The organism is Saccharibacillus alkalitolerans, from assembly GCF_011090185.1.
In the GTDB taxonomy this organism is placed as follows: Bacteria; Bacillota; Bacilli; order Paenibacillales; family Paenibacillaceae; genus Saccharibacillus; species Saccharibacillus alkalitolerans.
On the sequence record NZ_JAAFGS010000006.1, the window covers coordinates 127,157 to 146,647 of the forward strand.

Consider the following 19,491-nt stretch of genomic DNA (forward strand, 5'->3'; position numbering starts at 1 on the left):
CTTCGCCGGCCTGTTTTTGGATGAAGAAGAGAACGGCAAGTCCGGCAAGCGCTTACCGAGGTTCGGCCGTAACGACCGACGGACCGTTTTCGAAGCAGTCGAACTTATAATCCCGGATCGGAGACAGAATCTCGCGGTGCAGACTGCCTACGGAAACCCTCCCTTCGAACATATGCCCGACGTATACGCTTCTTCGGGCTCGGAGAAGGCACGGAGCGCCTCCGGAACTGCCGACCGTACGGGCCTCGATCCGATCCTCGGCTTCGAGACTGGAGCCGCGGCAGACCGAAGAAGGATGGCTGAACACGATCGAACCGGTGGAGTAGAGATCGCTCTGCATGACTCCTTCGCGATGAATCAAAATGTCTCCGTTCGACTTGAGCGTGCTGGTCTGGCAGCGGGACAATTCGATCCGCGAATCGCCCTGCTGCATATCGGTCACGAACGAATGCTCGCGCTCCAGGTTGGCCTGCAGGGACAGCAGCAGCTCTTCGTCGAGCGATTCGATCATCTGCGCCGGCGAAAGCATCAAGTTCAGCGCATCGGCAAAAGCATTCGAACAAGATCCGGTGCTGCGCTGCACGGTAATCAGCACCTGAAGCAGCTCGCGAATTTTCGGCTGGATGTCCTTGAACTTGCTCTTGAGCAGCAGCAGCACGACCTGGCCGAAACGGGCGGATTGTCCGCGCCGGCCCACTTCGAGAAACAGCATCCGGGAAGCTTGAAGCAGCATGGCGATGTCGCCTGTCAGCTGCTTGGACAGGTGATACAGCCGATTGAAAGAAAGGCCGAAACTTCCCGAATACAGGCGGCTGCCGATCGTGCTCCCCTGCACGATAATGCTGCCCGCGGCCGTGATCGTCGAATGGTAGACGCCGCCCGAGACGTAGACGTTGCCCAGCGACTCGACGATCATGTTGTCGGTGACGCTGCCGTGGATCGTGACGTCGCCCGAGAAGACGATGTGCCCGGTCTTCAAGTCGACGTTGCCCGCCACGACATAGGCGTCGGAGACGTCGAGATAGCGGACGGCTCCGTCCGTAATGCACGGACGTCCCGATTTAAGGGCGATAAACGTACCGTCTTCGCGGGCTTCGACATGCTGACGCGCACGCAGATCGATTTCGCGCACGGGCGGAGGAAGAATAGGCTCTCCGTATACGTCGTATCCCGGCGTTCCCGGCTGCGAAGGGAAGAGGCGGGCCAGCAGGTCTCCCGGCTGCACGGAAGGGATGCGCAGATGGTTCCGGTAATCGAGCGCGCCGCCGACTTCTTCGAACGCGTTTTCGATTTTTTCGCCGAAAAGAAGTTCGACCCGGGCGTCCGTGCCGGGATGCGGCTCGAGTCCGAAAGCAAAGCGGTACGGGCGGCCGTCCGCTTCTTGAAGCGCTTGCACGATACCGGGCACATCGAGATTTTTGCGGATGCCCAGCGAGCCGATCTCGGCCATCAGTTCGGCAATTTCGAGCCGGCGGAGCGGGGGGCGTTCGCGGTCGGGTACCGCCTTCGGCGAGAGAAACGCGGAAGCGGGGCAGTCTTCGAGCTTCCAGGCGTACTGCACCTCGCCGAAAATGCGTACGGCGGCCTGCATCCGGTCCGGCGAAACTTCGATTTCGTACAAGGGTTCGGCGGCTTGTTCCCATTCGACCCGATCCGTTGAACGGACCGGGGAAGCGGACAGCATCTCGCTCCCGTTAAGCCAAAAACGGAGCGGCGGAAGCGGGATCAGAACGGCGCATGCGCCGTCTCCGAGCGGGTCGGCCACATGCAGGCGTCCGTTTTTGATCGCGATGCTTCCGTCGGCCGAACGGGCATCGGCATCGAAAGTTCCGAAGCCGCCGCCGGATGCGGGAAGGCCCGAAGTTTCGGCATTTCTTGCTTTTTCCGGCGCAAAACAAAATTCCGGCATGCGAATAAGCCTCCTCTGGGATGATGGCGGTCTGGCAGCGTGACGACGGGGCAGAGTTGCCGGGAAGAGTCTGGGTCTGTAGCATGGATTCGATTATGGAACGTGCAGGACAGGACTATGTAAAGAGGGCGAAAGGTCTTTGTTAAAGAATAGAATAATACCTTTAGACCTATTTTTCAATAACTTTTTCCAAAAAGTCCGCTTTATTGCATCCGGAGGATTTTTCGGGTACATTAGGGCGCATCAAGAGATTCCGCAGGGGAACGGGAGGATAAAGGGAATATGCGAAAAACGTTCAAAATTGCCGCGGCCGGCACGCTGATGCTGGCGCTCGCCTCGGGAGCCGCGCTGGCGGATGCGGGAGTATGGACGCGCGCGGACAAGGAGACGGGACGGCGGGGCGCGCAGCAGGGGATCGCGGTCGATCTGCCGGGCAGGGAGGAGAAGCGGCTTGCGGCGGCCTCCGTCGATCCGGCAACGGGCAGAGCTTCGAAGCGGGCAGGCACGGCGGCGGCGGAAGGAACGACGGGCACGTTTACGGCGAGACTGACCGCGGACGGACTGAACGATACGCTGACGTTCCGTTACGCGCGGTCGGGAGGCCGAACGGTCGTCTTGCCTTCGCCGGATCTCGGCTATGAACTGCATCCTCTTCCGGACGGAGACGCGCTGGTGGAATATGCGGCGTCCATTTACAGGCTCGACCCGGAAAAGCGCGCGCTGTCCGTCTTTTTGAAAGCGCAAACGGGGAACTATCGAAAAACGGATCGGGGACCGGTATCCGGCGGATCGCCGAAAATGATCGTCTGGGGGCAGCGCGCTTCGCTCAGCCCGGACGGCGCGAAGCTGCTCTATTGGACGACTCGCGGCATGACGGCATCAGGCAGCGAGGACGGGGAGAACTGGGTCAAAGACCTGCGTACCGGCACGGAGAAAAAAGTGTACGGGGCCGGTTACACGGTGCTGGGCTGGGACGCGAAAAACCGCTTTTACCTCGATCTCGGCGACGGAGGAATCGTTCAGGTCGACAGCGGAAGCGGCGCGTCGGCCAAGCTGGTCTCGGGATACTCCGTCGCGGCGGTATCCGAAAGCCATCTGCTGTACCAGACGTCGGCCGGCTCGTTGAACGTGCGCGACCTGTCGACAGGGAAGAGCAGAACGTTTCGGGGCGGCGGGTTGAACATTCTTCGCTCCGCGTCGGCTTCCCGCGCGGGCGAATGGTTCGCCGTCGTCAACGCCCCCGATCGTTCGAGCGGGGTCTCGACGCTGATGCTGATCCACGCGAAGACGCTGAAGAGCCGAACGATCAAAGAGCCGGCCGGCAGTTCGATTATCGGGGCGGCTTGGCAGGACGGCGAGACGCTCCTCGTTCAGTCGCGGAATCGGACGACGGCGGCCGAATCGACGTATGCCGTCGATATGAAGGAGGAGATGGGCGAATGAACCGAGCGCGCAGGGACGAAGCCTATTGCGAAAAAAGACGGCGCTTCGCCGGCGGGATTCTGCGGAAGATCGGGACGACCGCGTGCGTGCTGTTGGCGCTCGGAGCGGGGTCTACGGCATCCTCGGCCGATTACGGGGCAAGATTTCTTCAGCAGTACGGCGTCAAAGCTTCGATCGCTCCGGCCATGACTCCGGCGCGCAGCGACGCCGAAGGCTTGTTCGAGCGGTATTCGCCGGTCGAAAGCAAAACGAACCAGCCGCGCAATGTGGTCAGCGGCACCAACCCGCACAACGGAGCGGATCTGGCGATGGCTTCCGGGGAGCGAGTATACGCCATTTTGCCGGGCAAAGTTACGGAAGTCAAGTCCGATACGTCTTCCCAACTCGGCAGCGTCATCGTCGACCACGATACCGACGGGGACGGTGCGCCGAACGGCGTCTACGTGCAGTACGTGCATATCGATCCGGCCGGCTCCGGCGGCTTCGGCATTCGCGTAGGCGATTACGTGACGGAGACGACGGTCATCGGCACGGTCGACCGGGCGAAGCGCTACAATCCGCATCTGCATATCCAGCAAGTCAGCCGCGGCCGGAGCGGCGCCAAGGACGCGCAAACGATGCCGATGTATTTGTTCTACCGTCACGCTTCCCTGGAGACGTGGAACGCGGGCTCGGACCTTGATTACGTCTCCGCCGACTGGCAGGACGGCAATATGCTGTACTTGACGGCTTATGCGGGAACCGACAATCCGCGGACCAACCGGTACGACCGGAATCGTCCGGCGGAAATTCAGCTTCATTACAAGATCGGCTCGAGCGGGCAATGGAAGATGTCCCCCGTGCGCTTCAGTCTGTACGATGCGAACACGCTGCGCTACCGGATCGATCTGCAGAAAGCGACCGGCGCCCGAAAAGGGCAAAAAGTGTATGCGTATGCCGCCGCCATCCGAGCGGTCGATCCGACGTTCCCGAATTCGGCCTCCTACCGTCACGGCTTGTGGCCGCAGTTCTACAAGCAGCCGGACCGGGTGCTGTACGCATCGTCTTCGGCGAAGGCGGACGCGGCTTCGCGGGTCTTCACGATTCGATAATCGAAAAAAAGCCTTTCCGCTCCCGAGAAAACGCGGGCGGAAAGGCTTTTTGGCGTTGGAAGAACTTTTGCGGGAAGGATCGAAACGGCAGGGACGCGGCGCGCTGACGCCGTCGCCGGTCCGTCCGGCTCCGCATGATTCGCTCAGCGTTCAGCCGGCGATCGGTTCCTCGCTTTGCGTCGGCGTCTCTTCGTTCGAAGCGCGGCGCTTCTTCTTGCGTTTCTGGGTTTCCGGGAGCGCCTCGGCCTGCTCTTCCTCGGTTCTCGCGGCGGTCAGTTCCTGCAGGCTGCCGATCAACTTCTCCAGTTGGGCGAAGCTGCCGGACATCTGGCCGGTGATATACTTCTGTTCGCCCATGCCGGCCAGAATTTCTTCCATGGCGGCATTCGTTTCCTGCGTAACGGCCGAGATGACGGCTGCCCGGCCGGAGACTTCCGACGATGACACTTTCATTTTCTCGGAGCGGCTTTCCACTTCGCCGGCCTGATCGAGCAGCTTATGCGTATTGTCGTTGATTTCGGTCAGCGCTTCTTCGGACCGCTGCGCGGCGCCCAGGCTGTTCTCCGCGGCTTCGCGCCCGCGAAGCACCTGGCTCATGAGCCGTTCGGTACCGGTCTGCAGTTCGCCGAGAATGCCACCGATCTGTTCGGCCGATTCGCGGGAATGTTCGGCAAGCTTGCGGACTTCGTCGGAGACGACGGCAAATCCGCGTCCGGCTTCCCCGGCGCGCGCGGCTTCGATCGCGGCATTCAGGGCCAGCAGGTTGGTCTGGCTGGCGATCTCGGAAATCGTGGAAAGGATCTGGGCGATCTGGCGATTCTGCTCGCGGAACATCTCCATGTCGTGCGCGGTGTCGTTCATGACCGAATACACCTGATCGATATGCCTGCGCAGTTCGGCCATGCGTCCGGCGCCTTCCTGGGTCACGTTGGCCGTATGTTCGGACAGATCGCGCATGATCGAAGAATTTTGCACGACGCCTTCGATCTCCTCGTCGGTGGCAGACATTTTATCCGAAATGTCGGATACGCTGTCGGCCTGACTTTCCGCACCCTGCGCCACCTGAGTGAAAGCGTTTGTGATTTCGCCGGTAATCAGTTCGTTCAACGTGACGTTTTCTTTCGACTTGCGGGCGAATTTGCTCAGCTCGTCAACCGAAGCTTTGATCTGCGAAAAGACAAGGTCAAGCTGTTCGGCGTCGGCCCGGCTCCTCTCGCGCTGCTTCGCGAAGTCGGAGAACAGCTTCTCGTTCAGGATGCCGACCGCCACGGCGATGCCGGCGACGACGGCGAACAGGACTACCGTGAAGATCAGCGTGACGACGCGTCCTTCCGGCACGAAGACTTCGGCACCGCGCAGCCAGGAGATCAGCAGCGCGGCGGCCGTCAGAACCGAATACAGCAGCACGTAGCGGTAGCGCGGATAGAGCAGAAGCAGGACCGCCGGTACAAGCGCCGCGAGTACGTTTATGGTGTCCGTAAGGACGGCGGCATAAGCGGCAAAGAAAAACAATGCCGCCGCATAAGGCAAAATGTGCAGCGCTTTTTTGCGAAACGTGAGCCAGGTGAAGACGGCCGCGAATACGCCCGTCGCCCCCGCGGCGATCTGCGACGGCAGCGAGAGATTCAAGCTTGCCGCTCCCAACAGCAGAAATACGGCCCACAGGATCCACATCACGAGTTTGTTTCGTTGATACATGATTCGGTCAAGATTGCTCAAGAGCTCACTTCCCCCATCTATATATTCAGTTGCACGGTGCGCAAGACCTATTTCCATTATCGGCAAAAAGACCCTAACCGTGTAGGGGCTTAAAGCAAAAAAGCATGCACTTTTTCGGAAAGCTGATCGAAAACAATATCGATTTGAAATTTTTATGTCCATTTCGAAGGTTGTCACTCAAACGGGTAACGAAGCCCCCAATGGCGGCGCGCCTCGTCCATCATGGCCATTACGCCGGTCGACCAGCCGAGCGTGGGCGGCGTCTTGCCCAGACGCACCCATTCGCTGAAATCGGCTACTTCGTAGTTGAGCGCTTCGCCGCGTTTTCCGGATTCGATCGTCTCCGAAGTTCCGTCGGCGTACGAGACGAAGGCCCGGGTAGCGCGGGTAAAGTCCTTGAGCAGAATAGTTCCTTTTTCACAGACGATCGTAGCCAGATGGCCCGTATCGGCGAGGAAGCTGAGCGAGACGGAAGCCGTTTCGCCGAGACCGCCGTGCAGCATGATGACCGCTTCCTCGTCCACGCCGGTGTCGGCTTTGCGGACGTCGGTGAGCAGGCGATCCGGTCCGCCGGGCATGAACATTTTGACCAGCGAAAGCGCGTAAGTGCCCATGTCAAGCAGGACGCCGCCGGCCAAGTCGGGATTGAAAAAGCGGTTCTGCGCCTCGTATTCCTTTACGTCGCCGAACGCGACGTGAATGCTTTTGATCGCGCCGAGCTCGCCTTCGGCAATGCGGTCAAGCAGTTCCCGGTACAGCGGCATATGGTAAACGGTCATCGCTTCGGCCAACAGCAGCCCGCGCTCGCTCGCCGCTTGGGCGGCCTGCCCGAGCTGCGTTCCGTTGACGGTGATCGCCTTCTCGCAGAGAACGTGCTTGCCTTTTTCGAGGCACCGCATAACGAATTCATGATGCGTATTGTGCGGAGTGGCGATATAGACCGCATCGACTTGTTCGTCGTCCAGCAGTTCGTCCAGGCTTCCGTACGATTTGGAAATATCGTGCTTGCGGGCGAACGCTTCGGCTTTGTCAGGATTTCGGGCTCCGACCGCTTCGATGCTTCCGCACACGGAGCGGATCGCCGAAGCGAAGTCGTCCGCAATCTGTCCGGGACCGAATATGGCCCATTTCGGCATGCTGTTCGGTTCGTTCATGCGTCATTCCAGCCTTTCTTCGTTAATCGGCAATCGGACATCCTCGATCTACCTGTTCGTTTAACGGCGAGGCCGTTCGCTGCGCGGAGGCAGCCCGGACGTTCCTCCGGCATCGACCGTATTGTCGCCGCGATAGGCGGGATTGCCCGATACGTCGGCAGGACGGGGTGCCGATTCTTCGAGCGGGGCCCGGCCCGTCCGCTCCACGCGGGCTTCCTCGCGTTTTACCGTATCCTCGATATGCCGGGTGCCTTCGACGCTGCGTTTGCCGACTTCGACTTCTTCGGTCACGACGTTATGCTTGTTTACTTCGATCCGTTCTTCGCTGACCGGAATCCGGATCGTTTCGTCCCGGCCGGCAGATTCGTCGGATTGCATGTCGTTGACGGCGCGGCGTTCAATGACCACTTCCTCGTGCGTAACGGGCACGGTAATCGTTTTTTCTTCCCGGACGATTTCTTTGCGAACGTCGACTTCGCCCGTGCGCACCCGATGCTTGTCGATCTCGAGCTGTTCGGCGCGAAGCTGCATCGTTTCTTCGCCGGAAGAAGGGGACGCCGCCGGGGCGCGGTCCGCACCGGCCGCATCGTCGAAGCGTTCTCTGCGGTCGAAGCCCGCGTCTTCTCTGACCGGCGCGGCGGAATCGACGGCGCTCGGCATAGGGCGCGGCGATTCGGCGGTGAGATTGGATCCGTTCTCTTCGGCGCCGAATTGGGTATGATTCAAGGCGTAATGATTGCGGAAGATGTTCTCGACTTCTGTCCGATGTCCTTCGCCCGCCTCCACGATGACCAGCAGGCGGCCGCCGCCTACATGTTCGTCGTAACTTCTGGCTTCGTCTTCGGGAATGCCGAGCCCGATAAGACCGCCGACCAAGCCGCCGCCGGTGGCGCCTACGGCAATGCCCGCCAGCGTGGTCGCGATCGGTCCGGCCGCGAGCAGCGGCCCGATTCCGGGAATCGCGAGCGCGCCGAGGCCGGCGAGCAGACCGCCTACGCCGCCGAGAATGCCGCCGGCCGCAGCGCCGCCGGCCGCGCCTTCGGGCGCCTTGGTCCCGGTCTGTTCGTTAAGCGCTTCGGTATCTTTGCGGTTTTTTGCGATGATCGAGATATCGTCTCCCGAATAGCCGTACCGTTTCAGGTCTTCGACGGCTTCGGAAGCCTCCCGTTCCGTCAGAAATACGCCTACCACTTTATCCGTCATGCAGTCGTCCTCCTCTTTGTGCGAACATGGATTCAAGCCGCATCGCCGCGGTTGAAACGTACGTACGATTTTACGGCGATACGCGAACAAGCCCGGGCGCGCTGCCGGGCTTGTTCAGATTGGAAGGGGGAACCGGCGCGAAGCGGTCTCGCGCCGCCGCCTTGGATGTTAGCGTCTTCTCGAAGGCGCTCCTTCTCTCAGCGTTTCGCTGCCTTCCAGAACTTGCGGATTTCCGTCTTTATCGATTCGTGCTTCTTCGCGGTGCAGCGTATCGCGTACCTGCTCCGTTTCCTGCACGTTGCGTTTATGCACTTCGACTTCGCCGGTTACGACGTTGCGCTTATTGACTTCGACTTGTTCTTCGCTTACGGGAACGCGGATCGTTTCGTCCATTCCGACAGGTTGGTCGGTCGGCATATCGCCTACGGAACGGCGTTCGATCACGACTTCTTCGTGATTCACCGGTACGTCCACGGATGCCTGCTCTTCGATCACGTCTTTGTGTACTTCGACTTCGCCGCTGCGCACCGTATTTTTGTTGATATCAAGCTGTTCTTCTCTCAGCTGCATGCGCCGCGCTTCGTCGTCGAGAAGGGATTCGTCTTTCATTCCCATTCCGCGCTCGCCCATCGGCGCGGTATCCATGCGGTTGGCGTCGAGGTTGCTCGCGCCCATGGCCGGAGTATCGCGATACATCGGGTCTTGAGCCGTCGTATCGTTCATCGTCGAATTCATGGCCGCATCGGTACGATCCGACGCATATTCGTCGTCATAACGTCTGTTAGTGGAATTGTTGTCGCGGAAAATGCGAGAGATTTCGCTGCGATTCGCTTCTTCCGTATCCACGATAACGAGAATGTTGCCGTTGTCGACCGCTTCGTCGTATTCCTTGGCTTCGTTCTCGGGAATTCCGAGACCGATCAATCCGCCGACCAGTCCGCCGCCGGCCGCGCCGACCGCCGCGCCTGCCAGAGTGGCCGCCAGAGGTCCGGCTGCCAGAATCGGCCCGATTCCCGGAATGGCCAGCGCTCCGAGTCCCGCCAGCAGTCCGCCGATGCCGCCGAGCACGCCGCCCGTAGCCGCGCCGCCAGCCGCGCCTTCCGGCGCCATAGTGCCGGTCTCGTCTTCAAGCTTGCGCATGTCTTTCTTGTCTCGGGTTACGACCGAGATGTCGTCCGTGTTGTAACCTGTTCTTTTCAAAGCTTGAATTGCGCTGGAAGCGTCTCTTTCCGAATTGAACACACCTACGATTTTTTTACTCATGTCCATGATGCCTCCTCGTTGTTGGTAATCATTTTTGAGTTCAAATTTCGTCCTCGTTCTTTTCGATGAATCGATGCTTCTTCAAAGGGCTTCGATGTTTCCTTCCACGCTTCATAATTAAACGTCTCGGAAAAATATAAACGGGTTAGACACGAATTAATTTAAAAGTCAATATTTTTTTGAAAAATGATTCAAACTAAAAAAAGCCGCCCCCACAGAAGGGAGGCGGCTTTGCTCAGCTCAGCGTTTGCTTAATTTTGCTCTTGACGTACATCTGATAGCCGTGGCGGATCGCGATCTTGACGACCATATAAATCGGGATGCAGATCAGCATGCCCAGAATGCCCATGACGTCTCCGCCGACGAGCAGCAGGACGATGACGGTCAGCGGGTGCATATCGAGCTGCTTGCCGAACACGAGCGGTTCCAACAGATTGTTCTGGATCAGCTGGGCGACGATGACGATCACGATCGACCAGATAGCCATGCTCGGCGATTCGATCAAGCCGACGATGCCGACCGGCACGCCCGCGAGAAATGCTCCGATGAACGGAATGAAGTTCAGGAAGAAAGAGATAATGACGAGCAGAAGCGAATAAGGCAGGCCGATAATCAGGAAACCGATATACAGCAGCACGCACAGCATCAAGTTGACGATGACCCGACCGGCGATAAAGCCGCTGAGCGCGTCGTCCATTTCGCCCAGCATCGCTTTGCCGTCCTCTTTGTTTTTTTCCGGGAACACTTTCATCAACTGAGGCGACAATTTATTGTCGTCCCGCAGCAGGAAGTAGAGCAGAATCGGGAACGTCGCGATGACCAGCACGAAGCTCGAAACGAACGAGAACATATTGGTCAGGTTGTCCGACAGCCAGGTCAGCGAAGCGTCCAGCACGCCGGACAGCCGGTCGAGCAGCTCCTGATTCTGGGTCGCGTCGTTCGGGACAAAACGGCTGATCGTCGGGTTATTTTGCAGCTGCTGCACCTGGTACACCGCATCCTGCGCGATCTGAGGCGCATTGGTGACGAAGCTTTCGATCTGGTCGCGAAGTGTCGGCCATACCCAAAGGGAAGCGCCGACGATCAGCAGAATGAAAGCGACGAAGATCAGCATGACCGACCAGGATCGCTTCCATTTCTTTCGTTCGAGAAAACGAACCAGCGGACGCAGCGGATAATAGAAGAAAGCGGCGATCAACAGCGGCACCACCAGCGAGCTGACCAGCGAAACGACCGGCGTGAAAATAAATTTGACCATCGTTCCCAGAAGGATGATGAGCAGCACTAGGGCAACGCCCGCACCGACAACGAAAAAGCGATTTTTGAACATGAACGTCCTCCTATGGCGCGTCTTGCGCCGGTTATATCGTCGAAAGCCGCCCGTCCGGACACAGGAAAAGACCGGAATTCTTAACTATGTATGGCTCAAGCAAGCGAATCTATTTATATTTAAACGAAAAACGGGAGATTTACGCCGTACCGGTCGAAGATAGCGCAAATCGCGGAAAAAGGCGGTTTTCGGCCGTTTTTTAAAACCGATGAATTTAATTGGAATTGTACGAAAAACCATTGACTTTCATAACGTAAGAGTTTAAAATTCAATCTTGCACGACCTAAACGCGTGCCAACGGTCTTGGAACCTAGGACGCTCGCCCGGTCATTATCATCCATTTGGAGGAATTTACTTATGAAAAAAGCGACTCTGCTCGGCCTTGCCGCGATCCTGACGATCCTGATGCTCGCCGCCTGCGGCAGCAATAACGGAAACGGCAGCACGGCCGCTACGAATAACGCGGGTTCGTCGGAAGAAACGACAGCCGCCGCATCGAACTCTCTGGAAAAAATCAAGTCCGAAGGCAAAATGATTATCGGAACGGAAGGTACTTACGCGCCGTTCACTTTCCACGACGCCGCAGGCGAACTGACGGGCTTCGACGTGGATATCGCCCGCGAAATCGCCAAGCGTCTCGGCGTGGAAGCCGAATTCGTGGAAGCGCCGTGGGACAGCCTGCTGGCGGGCATCGACGCCAAGCGCTTCGACGCGGTGTTCAACGAAGTATCCATCCGAGACGACCGCAAAGAAAAATACGACTTCTCGGATCCGTACATCTCTTCGGGCGCCGTCCTGATCGTGCGCGAAGACAACACGGACATCAAGTCGCTGGACGACCTGAAAGGCAAAAAGTCCGCGCAGTCGCTGACCAGCAACCTGGCCGATATCGCGAAGTCCCACGGCGCGGAAATCGTGCCGATCGAAGGCTTCAACCAGGCGATCGACCTGCTCAACTCCAGCCGCGTCGACGCGACGATCAACGATAACCTGTCGTACCTGGATCTGAAAAAACAAAAGCCGGACATCGCGCTGAAAGTGGTTGCCGAAGCCGACGACGCATCGCAGAGCGGCGCCGTATTCGCGAAAAACAGTCCGGAACTCGTCGAAGCCGCGAACAAGGCGCTGGCCGACATGCACAGCGACGGCACTTACGCGAAAATCTCCGAGAAATACTTCGGCGAAGACGTTTCGAAATAATCGACATCGAGGGCCGGCTTCAAGCCGGACCGACGATACGGAAGAAGCCTGTGCAGGCTTTGACCGCACGGGGCTATCCCGGATTCGCGCCGCGGGTCCAGGGAAAGCCCCGCTTCGTTTGTCTGAAGCTTCGCCCGGATCTGGAGAGGAGTGACAAGAAATATGGACGACCGTAAAATTCAAATTTTGATCGATTCGCTGTGGCCGATGATCAAGGCCGGTCTGCAGTATACGATTACGCTGACGCTGATTTCGTTCGTGCTAGGGCTGGCATTGGCGATCGTCGTCGCGCTCGTTCGGCTGTGGAAGATTCCGGTGCTGAGCCAAATCGCGGGCATTTACGTCTGGATTATCCGGTGCACGCCGCTGCTCGTGCAGCTGTTCATCATCTTCTACGGACTGCCTACGATCGGGATCAAGTTCGATCCGTTCCCGGCCGCCATTATCGGTTTTACGCTGAATATGGGCGCTTACAATTCCGAAATCGTGCGCGCCGCGATTCAATCAATCTCGAACGGGCAGTGGGAAGCCGGATACTCGCTCGGCATGACGCGCGGCCAGACGCTGCTCCGAATCATTCTGCCGCAGGCTGCCCGCGTATCCGTGCCGCCGCTGTCCAACTCGTTTATCAGTTTGGTCAAAGATACGTCGCTCGCGTATACGATTACGGTGATCGAGATGTTTCAGGTCTCCAAGCAGATCGCGTCAACCACGTACGAGCCGCTGCTGCTGTACTGCGAAGTCGCCGTGCTGTACCTCGTTCTATGCAGCGTGCTTACCGTGGCTCAAAATGTCATGGAGAAGCGCTTGGCCCGCTTTTCAACCCGTTAACCGGCCGGAAAGGAGAGAAGTCCCATGATCGAAATTCGCAATTTGCATAAATCGTTCGGGTCGCTGCAGGTGCTCAAGGGCATCGATTTGTCGCTGGAAAAAGGCAAGGTGCTCGTCATTATCGGGCCTTCCGGCTCGGGCAAAACGACGCTGCTGCGCTGCCTGAACCTGCTGGAGACGCCGGACGCCGGTTCGCTGAAGCTGGGAAGCACGGAAATCGGCTTCGACGGCGGCCGCAAGCCGGGCAAGCAGCAGACTTTGAAGCTGCGCCAGAGCACCGGCATGGTATTCCAATCGTATAATCTCTTCCCGCACAAGACCGCGATCGAGAACGTGATGGAAGCCCAGATCGTCGTGCAGAAAAAGGGCAAGGAAGAAGCGCGCAAGCGTTCCGCGGCGCTGCTCGCCAAGGTCGGCCTGTCCGGCAAGGAAGACGTCTACCCGCATCAGCTCTCCGGCGGTCAGCAGCAGCGCGTGGGCATCGCCCGGGCGCTGGCGACGGACCCCGACGTCATGCTGTTCGACGAGCCGACCTCCGCGCTCGATCCCGAGCTGGTCGGCGAAGTGCTGAAAGTCATGAAGCAGCTGGCGGCCGAAGGCATGACGATGGTCGTCGTCACGCACGAGATGAAGTTCGCCGCCGAAGCCGCGGATACCGTCGTTCTTATGGACGACGGCGTGATCCTTGAACAAGGACCGCCGGAGCAGGTGCTGAAGCATCCTTCCAGCGAGCGCGCCGCGCAGTTCCTGAACCTGCTGACGGAAAAAGAACTTTGAAATATTTCTAGGCCAGGCAAGCCGCCCTTTCGGGCGGCTTTTTTGTTTTAATTTGGATCTGCTCTTTAGAAAATGGCTATTTATGTCGAAAATATCCAAGACTATAAGAAACCACGAATAAAAGGGGCAAAAGAAATGAAACGAAAGCTCAGGCTCACCTTTTTCGCGAAAAACATGCTGATGATCACGATCGGAATTTTTCTCGTCGGCGGTCTGCTCACCGGCATTAATGTCAAGATGCAGCAGAAAATGGCCCTGGACAACCTGCGTACTCAATATGCAGGGGTATCGAATTATGTCCGCGAGCAGATCGGAGCGGGACTGATTGCCGAGGCAGCGCAGGACCCAAAACCGGATAACGAGGTCGGCAAGCAGCTGACCGCGCTGCTCGACGACGTGTCGAAGACGAATCCGAACGTGGCGCAGGCCTATGTATTCAGTGCCGAAGTGGAAAACGGCGCCCAGCAGGTAGTCGGTACGCCGAGCCACCTGATTGAAGACGGCATGGTGCCGGGAACCCTGTACGAAAACCCGGCGGAGATGCAGAAGGTCATACAGAAGGTCATCGAACAAAAGGCTCCGAGCGGCACGAATGTGTATACCGATATTTACGGCAGTTGGGTGAGCGTGCTCCAGCCGGTCACTGACGATTCGGGAGAAGTCATTGCCGTCCTCGGGATCGACATCAGCGCAGCCGATATCGCCGCGAACACAAAGCAGCTTTTGTCGACTTCCCTGCTCGTGCTGGCGCTCTGCGCGGTTTTCGTGCTGGCGATCCAATTCGTGCTGATGCGCCGGATGATGAAGCCGGTTCGCGACTTGTTCAAAGCGATCGGACAGATGAGCGACGGCGATCTGAACGTTGAGCTTCATACGGAACGCCGCGACGACTTCGGCGATCTGAACCGTCAGTTTGCCGCAATGGCCGATGAGATGAAAAGCATTATTTCCGGCGTGCAGAGCCGGGCTCAGCTGGCGGCCGAATCGTCCGCGGCTCTGAAGAGCGGCGTGGAACAGAACGTACGCATTCAGGATGGAGTCGTGGAGACGGCCGAGCGGGTCAGCCGCGGCGCCCGTACCCAGGAAACGGCGGCGGAAGAGACGGCCAGAGTCATGGAAGAGATGTCCCGGGCGATTCAAGAAATCGCGCAGACGGCTTACGGCGTATCCGAAGCGGCTTCCGACATGAAAACGGAAGCGGGATCGGGCGGCGCATCGATCGCTCGAGTCGCTCGGCAGATGTCGGCGATCAGCGAATCCGTGGGACGTTCCGCTTCGCGGATTCGCCAGCTGCAGGAACGTTCCCGCGAAGTCGAAGGCATCGCGGAGCTGATCTCCGGCATCGCGTCCCAGACGAATCTGCTGGCATTGAATGCCGCTATCGAAGCCGCCAGAGCCGGCGATCACGGAAAAGGATTCGCCGTCGTCGCCGAGGAAGTGCGCAAACTCGCCGACCAGTCGGCGCAGTCCGCCGGCCAAATCTCGGGCATCCTCGGATTGATGATCCGGGAGACCGACGAAGCCGTCGTGCTGATGGAAGAAGGCATCCAGGAAGTGCAGACGGGCCTGGAACTGTCGGAACAGACGGGCGAAGCGTTCCGCCGCATCGAGACGGCCATCGACAGCGTGTCGACGCAGACCGAAGACATGTCCGCCGTCACGGAGCAGATGTCCGCAAGTTCCGAAGAAGTGTCCGCTTCGGTATCGGAACTGGCCGGCATCGCGAAAGACTCCGCGGGCAGCGCGATCGAAGTGACGCAGGCGTCCCAGATTCAGCGGGAGTCGCTGGACAGCGTATCTTCCTCTTCGGAAGACCTGAACGCGATGGCCGTGGAACTCAGCGAACTGATCGCGAAATTCAAAATTTGATCGAAGACTTCCGGTCCTGCCGCATGCAGGCGGACGACCTTATCGGTTCGGAAAGCGTGGGCTCCCTTTCGGGAGCCTTTTTTCGTTATTAAAACAGCCGAAATGTTGCGAATGTGCTATTGCCACCTTCCTTGTTAACGCTTACAATTAGTAAGCTTGCAGAGCTCGCTCAGGCGCAGCCTGACGGCATTCATCCGAGAGGGAGGAAACTCCGATGCCCCGCACCAACCTTTTTACCAAGACGATCTTGATTTTGACCCTGATGTGGATTCCCGTCGCTTTGCTGTACGGTTACTCCAACAAAACGACGACGGATGTACTGAAGCAGGAGCTCGGCGAGTCGAATCGCAATCAGCTGGGCTTTTTTCAAAATCAGGTCAATACCGATATCGAACTGCTTGCTTCGTGGCCCAATCTGCTGATTCACGACCCCGACATCGAAAGCTTTCGAAAAATGTACGTAAACGGCGGTTACTTCAATCTCGACGAAATTAATCTGGTCAAGCGAATCCAGAACAAACTGAGCATCCAGGAGAGCTCGTCGAACTGGAAAAGCCGCCTGTCGCTGTATTCGCCGTCGCTCGGACGGGTCATTACCGAAAACGATGCGCGTTCCTACGATCCCGACGCCCTGCAGCAGGAGATCAAGCCGGGCTGGCAGGTACGCAGGGACAGGGACGGGGAGGAAGAAATTTTCCGGTTCTCGTGGTTTACGGTCGCGCCTTACGGCATTTCCGATCCGGCGCAAAATGCGGAAACGATCGTCGAACTGGAGTTCGACAGCCGCAATATCCAAAATATGCTGGACAAGTTCAAGACGGACGGGAGGCATGATCCTTTCTACTATAAGCCGGATACCGGCGTGATCCATAATCGGACGTCGGATCGCGTTCTGACCGGACGGCTGTTGGAAAAGTTGAAAGCTTCGCCTCTGCCGGACAGCGATAACCTGACGGTTCATCTGGACGGGGAACCGTACATGGTGAGTATCGCGCTCTCCAAAGAGACGGACTGGTATCTGATCGATTACATGCCGATGGCCGATATGCTGGCGCCGATCCGCAAGTCGAATCTGCTTTTTTACTCGTCGATTCTGACTCTGCTGGTGATGGGCTCGGTGGCGGCCTATCTGCTCTATGTTCAGGTGCAGATTCCGATTCGCCAGTTGATTCGGGGGTTCCAGCGGCTGGAGCGGGAAGATTACGCGGTGCGGATTAAGCCGAGGGGACGCAACGAGTTCAGCTTCCTGTCCGAACGCTTCAATCAAATGGTCGGACAGATTCAGAACTTGTTCGAACACGTCTATTTGGAGCAGCTGCATGTCAAGGAAGCGCGGCTCAAGCAGCTGCAGTCGCAGATCAATCCGCATTTCTTCTACAATTGTCTGTCGTTCGTCACCAGCATGGCCAAGCTCGGGCGGATGGACGCCGTCGTGGCGATGTCGCACAGCCTGTCGCGTTATTACCGCTATACGACCCGGCAGGAAAGGGAGCTGGTGCCGCTGCGGGAAGAAACGGAATTCGTGCAGCATTATCTGGAAATTCAGAAAATGCGCATGAGCCGGCTGGACTATGTCGTCGAACTGCCCGAAGAAATGCTCGATTTATACGTGCCGCCGCTTATTTTGCAGCCGCTGGTCGAAAACGCGGTCATTCACGGCATCGAACCCCAAGCCGAAGCGGGAATGATTCGCATCTCCGGTTCGTACGAGAACGGACGGGCGGTGCTGAAGGTGGAGGACAACGGCCTGGGACTGGATGCCGCGGGGAGGGAAAGGCTGGAACGCCGGCTGGCGGAACCGATGAGCGAAGAGACCGGATGCGGTCTATGGAACGTGAATCAGCGGCTGCATTTGCGCTGCGGACGGGGAGCCGGCGTCCATACCGCGGAATCGACGCTGGGCGGGCTTGCGGTGACCCTGGATTGGAGCGAAGAATCGGAAGCGCCGGAAGACGGAGAGACGGCCGCGCGGAAGCGGCTCGTATAGGATCGACGCGAAAAAGGAGAGAGCCGAATGATCGAAGTGCTGCTCGTCGACGACGAGACATATGTCACGGAAAGCCTGGAACTTACGATTCCTTGGGAAGAAATAGGGGTAAGCGCCGTACGCCGCGCCGCCTCCGGCGCGGAGGCGCTGGGCATCATGGAAGAGGAAGCCGTCGATCTTGTCGTGACCGATATCCGGATGCCCGGCATGGACGGACTTCAGCTGGTCGAGGAAATCGGTCGGCGCTGGCCGGGCGTGCGATGCATCCTGCTGACCGGTCACAGCGACTTCGCCTACGCGAAAAAAGCGCTGCAGCTGCGGGCCAGCGATTATGTGCTCAAGCCGGTGGACGACGACGAATTCATTGCCGCCGTATCGGAGGCGATCGGGTCGCTGCGGGAAGAATGGGACGAGTTCGACAAAGTTCACCGGCTGCTGTACAGCCGGAAATCGGATTACAAGGTGCTGCGAGAAAACCTGCTGCACGAGCTGATGCTCGGGCGGGAATTCGGCGGGCCGGCGCTGGACGAGCAGCTGCGCGCGTACGAACTGCCGCTGCGGGCGGGCGAACCGACGCTGCTGCTGCTGGCGCGGTTGGAAGGACGCCTGGCGTCGATGGATGCGCAGTCGCTCGAGCTGATGGACTTTGCGGCGGGCAATATCGCGGGAGAAGTGCTGCGCGGCCAGCCGCTTTGGCACGGGAGCGGACCGCACGGCTGTCTTGTGCTGCTGCTGCAGGCGGGAACGGACGGCGAAGCGGGAAGCCTGGAGGAGACGGCACGGGGGAAAGATCGGCGTCTGGATACGCTGCGCGAACATATTCGCCTTTATTTGAAAGGGGAACTGTCCATTGCCGTCTCCGGCGTGTTCGAATTGGGCGGGGCGGGCCCGGGAGCGGCCTATCGCAAGACGCTGGGTTCGCTGTATGCAGCCGTAGGGGAAGGGCGGACCGTCTTCGCTTCGGCCTCCGAACGCGCGGGAGCGGGAACCGCTTCTTCCGCAGAGGAAGGGCGGGGCTGCGTGGCCGAGTTGATGTATGCGCCGCCCACGCTGCTGCACCTGCTGGAGTCGCATCAGTGGGAGGAAGCGAAGGCGAAAATGGAGGGCGTGTTCGGTGCCGCGGAGAAAAGCGGGCTGGCCGGCCCGCCGATGTACGAGATCTATTTATGGACAACGAACGCTTTCATGTTCTTGTCGCATCGCGAAGGACAGCCGATCGGAGAGATCGGCGGCGAAGAAGGCTTCGATCCCGTATTGGCCCGAGGAATCGTTCAACATCCGGGGCGGCTGCGCGGTTGGGCGCTCGGGCTGCTGGACGGTTATGCCGAACAGACGTCGCAGGGCGTCGGCGAAGGGCGGAGCAAAGTGGTCAGCCGGATCCGCCAACTGGTCGGAGCGGGCCTGTCCGGCGATCTGTCCGTGAAAACGCTGGCCGATCAGGTCTATCTGCACCCCGTCTATTTGTCGAAAATTTATAAAGCCGAAACCGGCGAAGCGCTGGGCGATTACATCATTCGCATGAGAATGGAACGCGCCGCCCATTTGTTGAAGCACTCTTCCAAAAAGATCTATGAAATCACGAGCGAGCTGGGTTATCAGAATCCGCAGTACTTCAGCAAAATGTTCAAAAAACAATACGGCATGACGCCCAATGAATTCAGGGAGTAAAGCTGAAACGAACAGGTTGCAAAAGGTGCAGGAATGTTGCAAAAGCG

The 19,491-nt window shown here is 58.6% G+C and carries 14 protein-coding genes; 8 read left to right on the forward strand and 6 right to left on the reverse strand.

The genetic code is table 11. The annotated features are described in order from the left end of the window. Positions 1 to 52: 52 nt before the first annotated feature. A complete protein-coding gene (locus GYN08_RS17060) occupies positions 53 to 1,909 on the reverse strand; it encodes a DUF342 domain-containing protein (protein ID WP_166276615.1) in 1,857 nt (618 codons plus the stop codon). A 282-nt stretch (positions 1,910 to 2,191) separates the two neighbouring features. On the opposite strand from GYN08_RS17060, the gene GYN08_RS17065 reads away from it, so the two are divergent. Continuing rightward, entirely contained in the window at positions 2,192 to 3,352 is a 1,161-nt protein-coding gene (locus GYN08_RS17065) for a hypothetical protein (protein WP_166276618.1), read from the forward strand. Continuing rightward, positions 3,349 to 4,443, forward strand: coding sequence for a M23 family metallopeptidase (locus GYN08_RS17070; protein ID WP_166276621.1), 1,095 nt, complete (start codon positions 3,349 to 3,351; stop codon positions 4,441 to 4,443). Before GYN08_RS17065 ends, GYN08_RS17070 begins: the two co-directional genes overlap by 4 nt. Positions 4,444 to 4,593: 150 nt before the next feature. On the opposite strand, the gene GYN08_RS17075 is transcribed toward GYN08_RS17070, so the two are convergent. The 5 genes from GYN08_RS17075 to GYN08_RS17095 form a co-directional block, all read right to left on the reverse strand. Then, complete coding sequence (locus tag GYN08_RS17075; RefSeq protein WP_166276624.1) at positions 4,594 to 6,162, reverse strand: methyl-accepting chemotaxis protein; 1,569 nt, start codon at positions 6,160 to 6,162, stop codon at positions 4,594 to 4,596. 173 nt (positions 6,163 to 6,335) lie between these two features. After that, positions 6,336 to 7,316 (reverse strand): Gfo/Idh/MocA family protein, encoded by a 981-nt coding sequence (locus tag GYN08_RS17080; RefSeq protein WP_166276627.1) that lies wholly within the window; start codon positions 7,314 to 7,316, stop codon positions 6,336 to 6,338. Positions 7,317 to 7,376: 60 nt separating this feature from the next. Then, complete coding sequence (locus GYN08_RS17085; RefSeq protein WP_166276629.1) at positions 7,377 to 8,519, reverse strand: YsnF/AvaK domain-containing protein; 1,143 nt, start codon at positions 8,517 to 8,519, stop codon at positions 7,377 to 7,379. A gap of 168 nt (positions 8,520 to 8,687) precedes the next feature. Then, positions 8,688 to 9,782 (reverse strand): YsnF/AvaK domain-containing protein, encoded by a 1,095-nt coding sequence (locus GYN08_RS17090; protein WP_166276632.1) that lies wholly within the window; start codon positions 9,780 to 9,782, stop codon positions 8,688 to 8,690. 235 nt (positions 9,783 to 10,017) lie between these two features. Further along, the gene (locus GYN08_RS17095) at positions 10,018 to 11,112 is read right to left on the reverse strand and encodes an AI-2E family transporter (RefSeq protein WP_166276635.1); all 1,095 of its coding nucleotides are present in this window, start codon (positions 11,110 to 11,112) and stop codon (positions 10,018 to 10,020) included. A 357-nt stretch (positions 11,113 to 11,469) separates the two neighbouring features. On the opposite strand from GYN08_RS17095, the gene GYN08_RS17100 reads away from it, so the two are divergent. The 6 genes from GYN08_RS17100 to GYN08_RS17125 all read left to right on the forward strand — a co-directional run bounded on the left by GYN08_RS17100 (position 11,470) and on the right by GYN08_RS17125 (position 19,444). Beyond that, positions 11,470 to 12,312 (forward strand): amino acid ABC transporter substrate-binding protein, encoded by an 843-nt coding sequence (locus GYN08_RS17100; protein ID WP_166276638.1) that lies wholly within the window; start codon positions 11,470 to 11,472, stop codon positions 12,310 to 12,312. 162 nt (positions 12,313 to 12,474) lie between these two features. Further along, positions 12,475 to 13,143: an amino acid ABC transporter permease gene (locus GYN08_RS17105; protein ID WP_166276640.1), complete on the forward strand. Its 669-nt coding sequence runs from the start codon at positions 12,475 to 12,477 to the stop codon at positions 13,141 to 13,143. Between the two features lie 24 nt (positions 13,144 to 13,167). Next, on the forward strand, positions 13,168 to 13,920 hold the full coding sequence (locus GYN08_RS17110) for an amino acid ABC transporter ATP-binding protein (RefSeq protein WP_166276643.1): 753 nt from the start codon (positions 13,168 to 13,170) through the stop codon (positions 13,918 to 13,920). Positions 13,921 to 14,055: 135 nt separating this feature from the next. Then, the gene (locus GYN08_RS17115; RefSeq protein ID WP_166276646.1) at positions 14,056 to 15,789 is read left to right on the forward strand and encodes a methyl-accepting chemotaxis protein; all 1,734 of its coding nucleotides are present in this window, start codon (positions 14,056 to 14,058) and stop codon (positions 15,787 to 15,789) included. A gap of 214 nt (positions 15,790 to 16,003) precedes the next feature. Then, the gene (locus GYN08_RS17120) at positions 16,004 to 17,776 is read left to right on the forward strand and encodes a sensor histidine kinase (RefSeq protein ID WP_166276649.1); all 1,773 of its coding nucleotides are present in this window, start codon (positions 16,004 to 16,006) and stop codon (positions 17,774 to 17,776) included. A gap of 27 nt (positions 17,777 to 17,803) precedes the next feature. Next, positions 17,804 to 19,444: a response regulator transcription factor gene (locus tag GYN08_RS17125; RefSeq protein ID WP_166276652.1), complete on the forward strand. Its 1,641-nt coding sequence runs from the start codon at positions 17,804 to 17,806 to the stop codon at positions 19,442 to 19,444. The last annotated feature ends 47 nt before the right edge of the window (positions 19,445 to 19,491 follow it).

What these genes read in the sequence shown, in the direction of transcription:
- GYN08_RS17060 (WP_166276615.1), bottom strand. Translation starts at nt 1,909, where the DNA reads ATGCCGGAATTTTGTTTTGCGCCGGAAAAAGCAAGAAATGCCGAAACT.
- GYN08_RS17065 (WP_166276618.1), top strand. Translation starts at nt 2,192, where the DNA reads ATGCGAAAAACGTTCAAAATTGCCGCGGCCGGCACGCTGATGCTGGCG.
- GYN08_RS17070 (WP_166276621.1), top strand. Translation starts at nt 3,349, where the DNA reads ATGAACCGAGCGCGCAGGGACGAAGCCTATTGCGAAAAAAGACGGCGC.
- GYN08_RS17080 (WP_166276627.1), bottom strand. Translation starts at nt 7,316, where the DNA reads ATGAACGAACCGAACAGCATGCCGAAATGGGCCATATTCGGTCCCGGA.
- GYN08_RS17085 (WP_166276629.1), bottom strand. Translation starts at nt 8,519, where the DNA reads ATGACGGATAAAGTGGTAGGCGTATTTCTGACGGAACGGGAGGCTTCC.
- GYN08_RS17090 (WP_166276632.1), bottom strand. Translation starts at nt 9,782, where the DNA reads ATGAGTAAAAAAATCGTAGGTGTGTTCAATTCGGAAAGAGACGCTTCC.
- GYN08_RS17095 (WP_166276635.1), bottom strand. Translation starts at nt 11,112, where the DNA reads ATGTTCAAAAATCGCTTTTTCGTTGTCGGTGCGGGCGTTGCCCTAGTG.
- GYN08_RS17100 (WP_166276638.1), top strand. Translation starts at nt 11,470, where the DNA reads ATGAAAAAAGCGACTCTGCTCGGCCTTGCCGCGATCCTGACGATCCTG.
- GYN08_RS17105 (WP_166276640.1), top strand. Translation starts at nt 12,475, where the DNA reads ATGGACGACCGTAAAATTCAAATTTTGATCGATTCGCTGTGGCCGATG.
- GYN08_RS17110 (WP_166276643.1), top strand. Translation starts at nt 13,168, where the DNA reads ATGATCGAAATTCGCAATTTGCATAAATCGTTCGGGTCGCTGCAGGTG.
- GYN08_RS17115 (WP_166276646.1), top strand. Translation starts at nt 14,056, where the DNA reads ATGAAACGAAAGCTCAGGCTCACCTTTTTCGCGAAAAACATGCTGATG.
- GYN08_RS17120 (WP_166276649.1), top strand. Translation starts at nt 16,004, where the DNA reads ATGCCCCGCACCAACCTTTTTACCAAGACGATCTTGATTTTGACCCTG.
- GYN08_RS17125 (WP_166276652.1), top strand. Translation starts at nt 17,804, where the DNA reads ATGATCGAAGTGCTGCTCGTCGACGACGAGACATATGTCACGGAAAGC.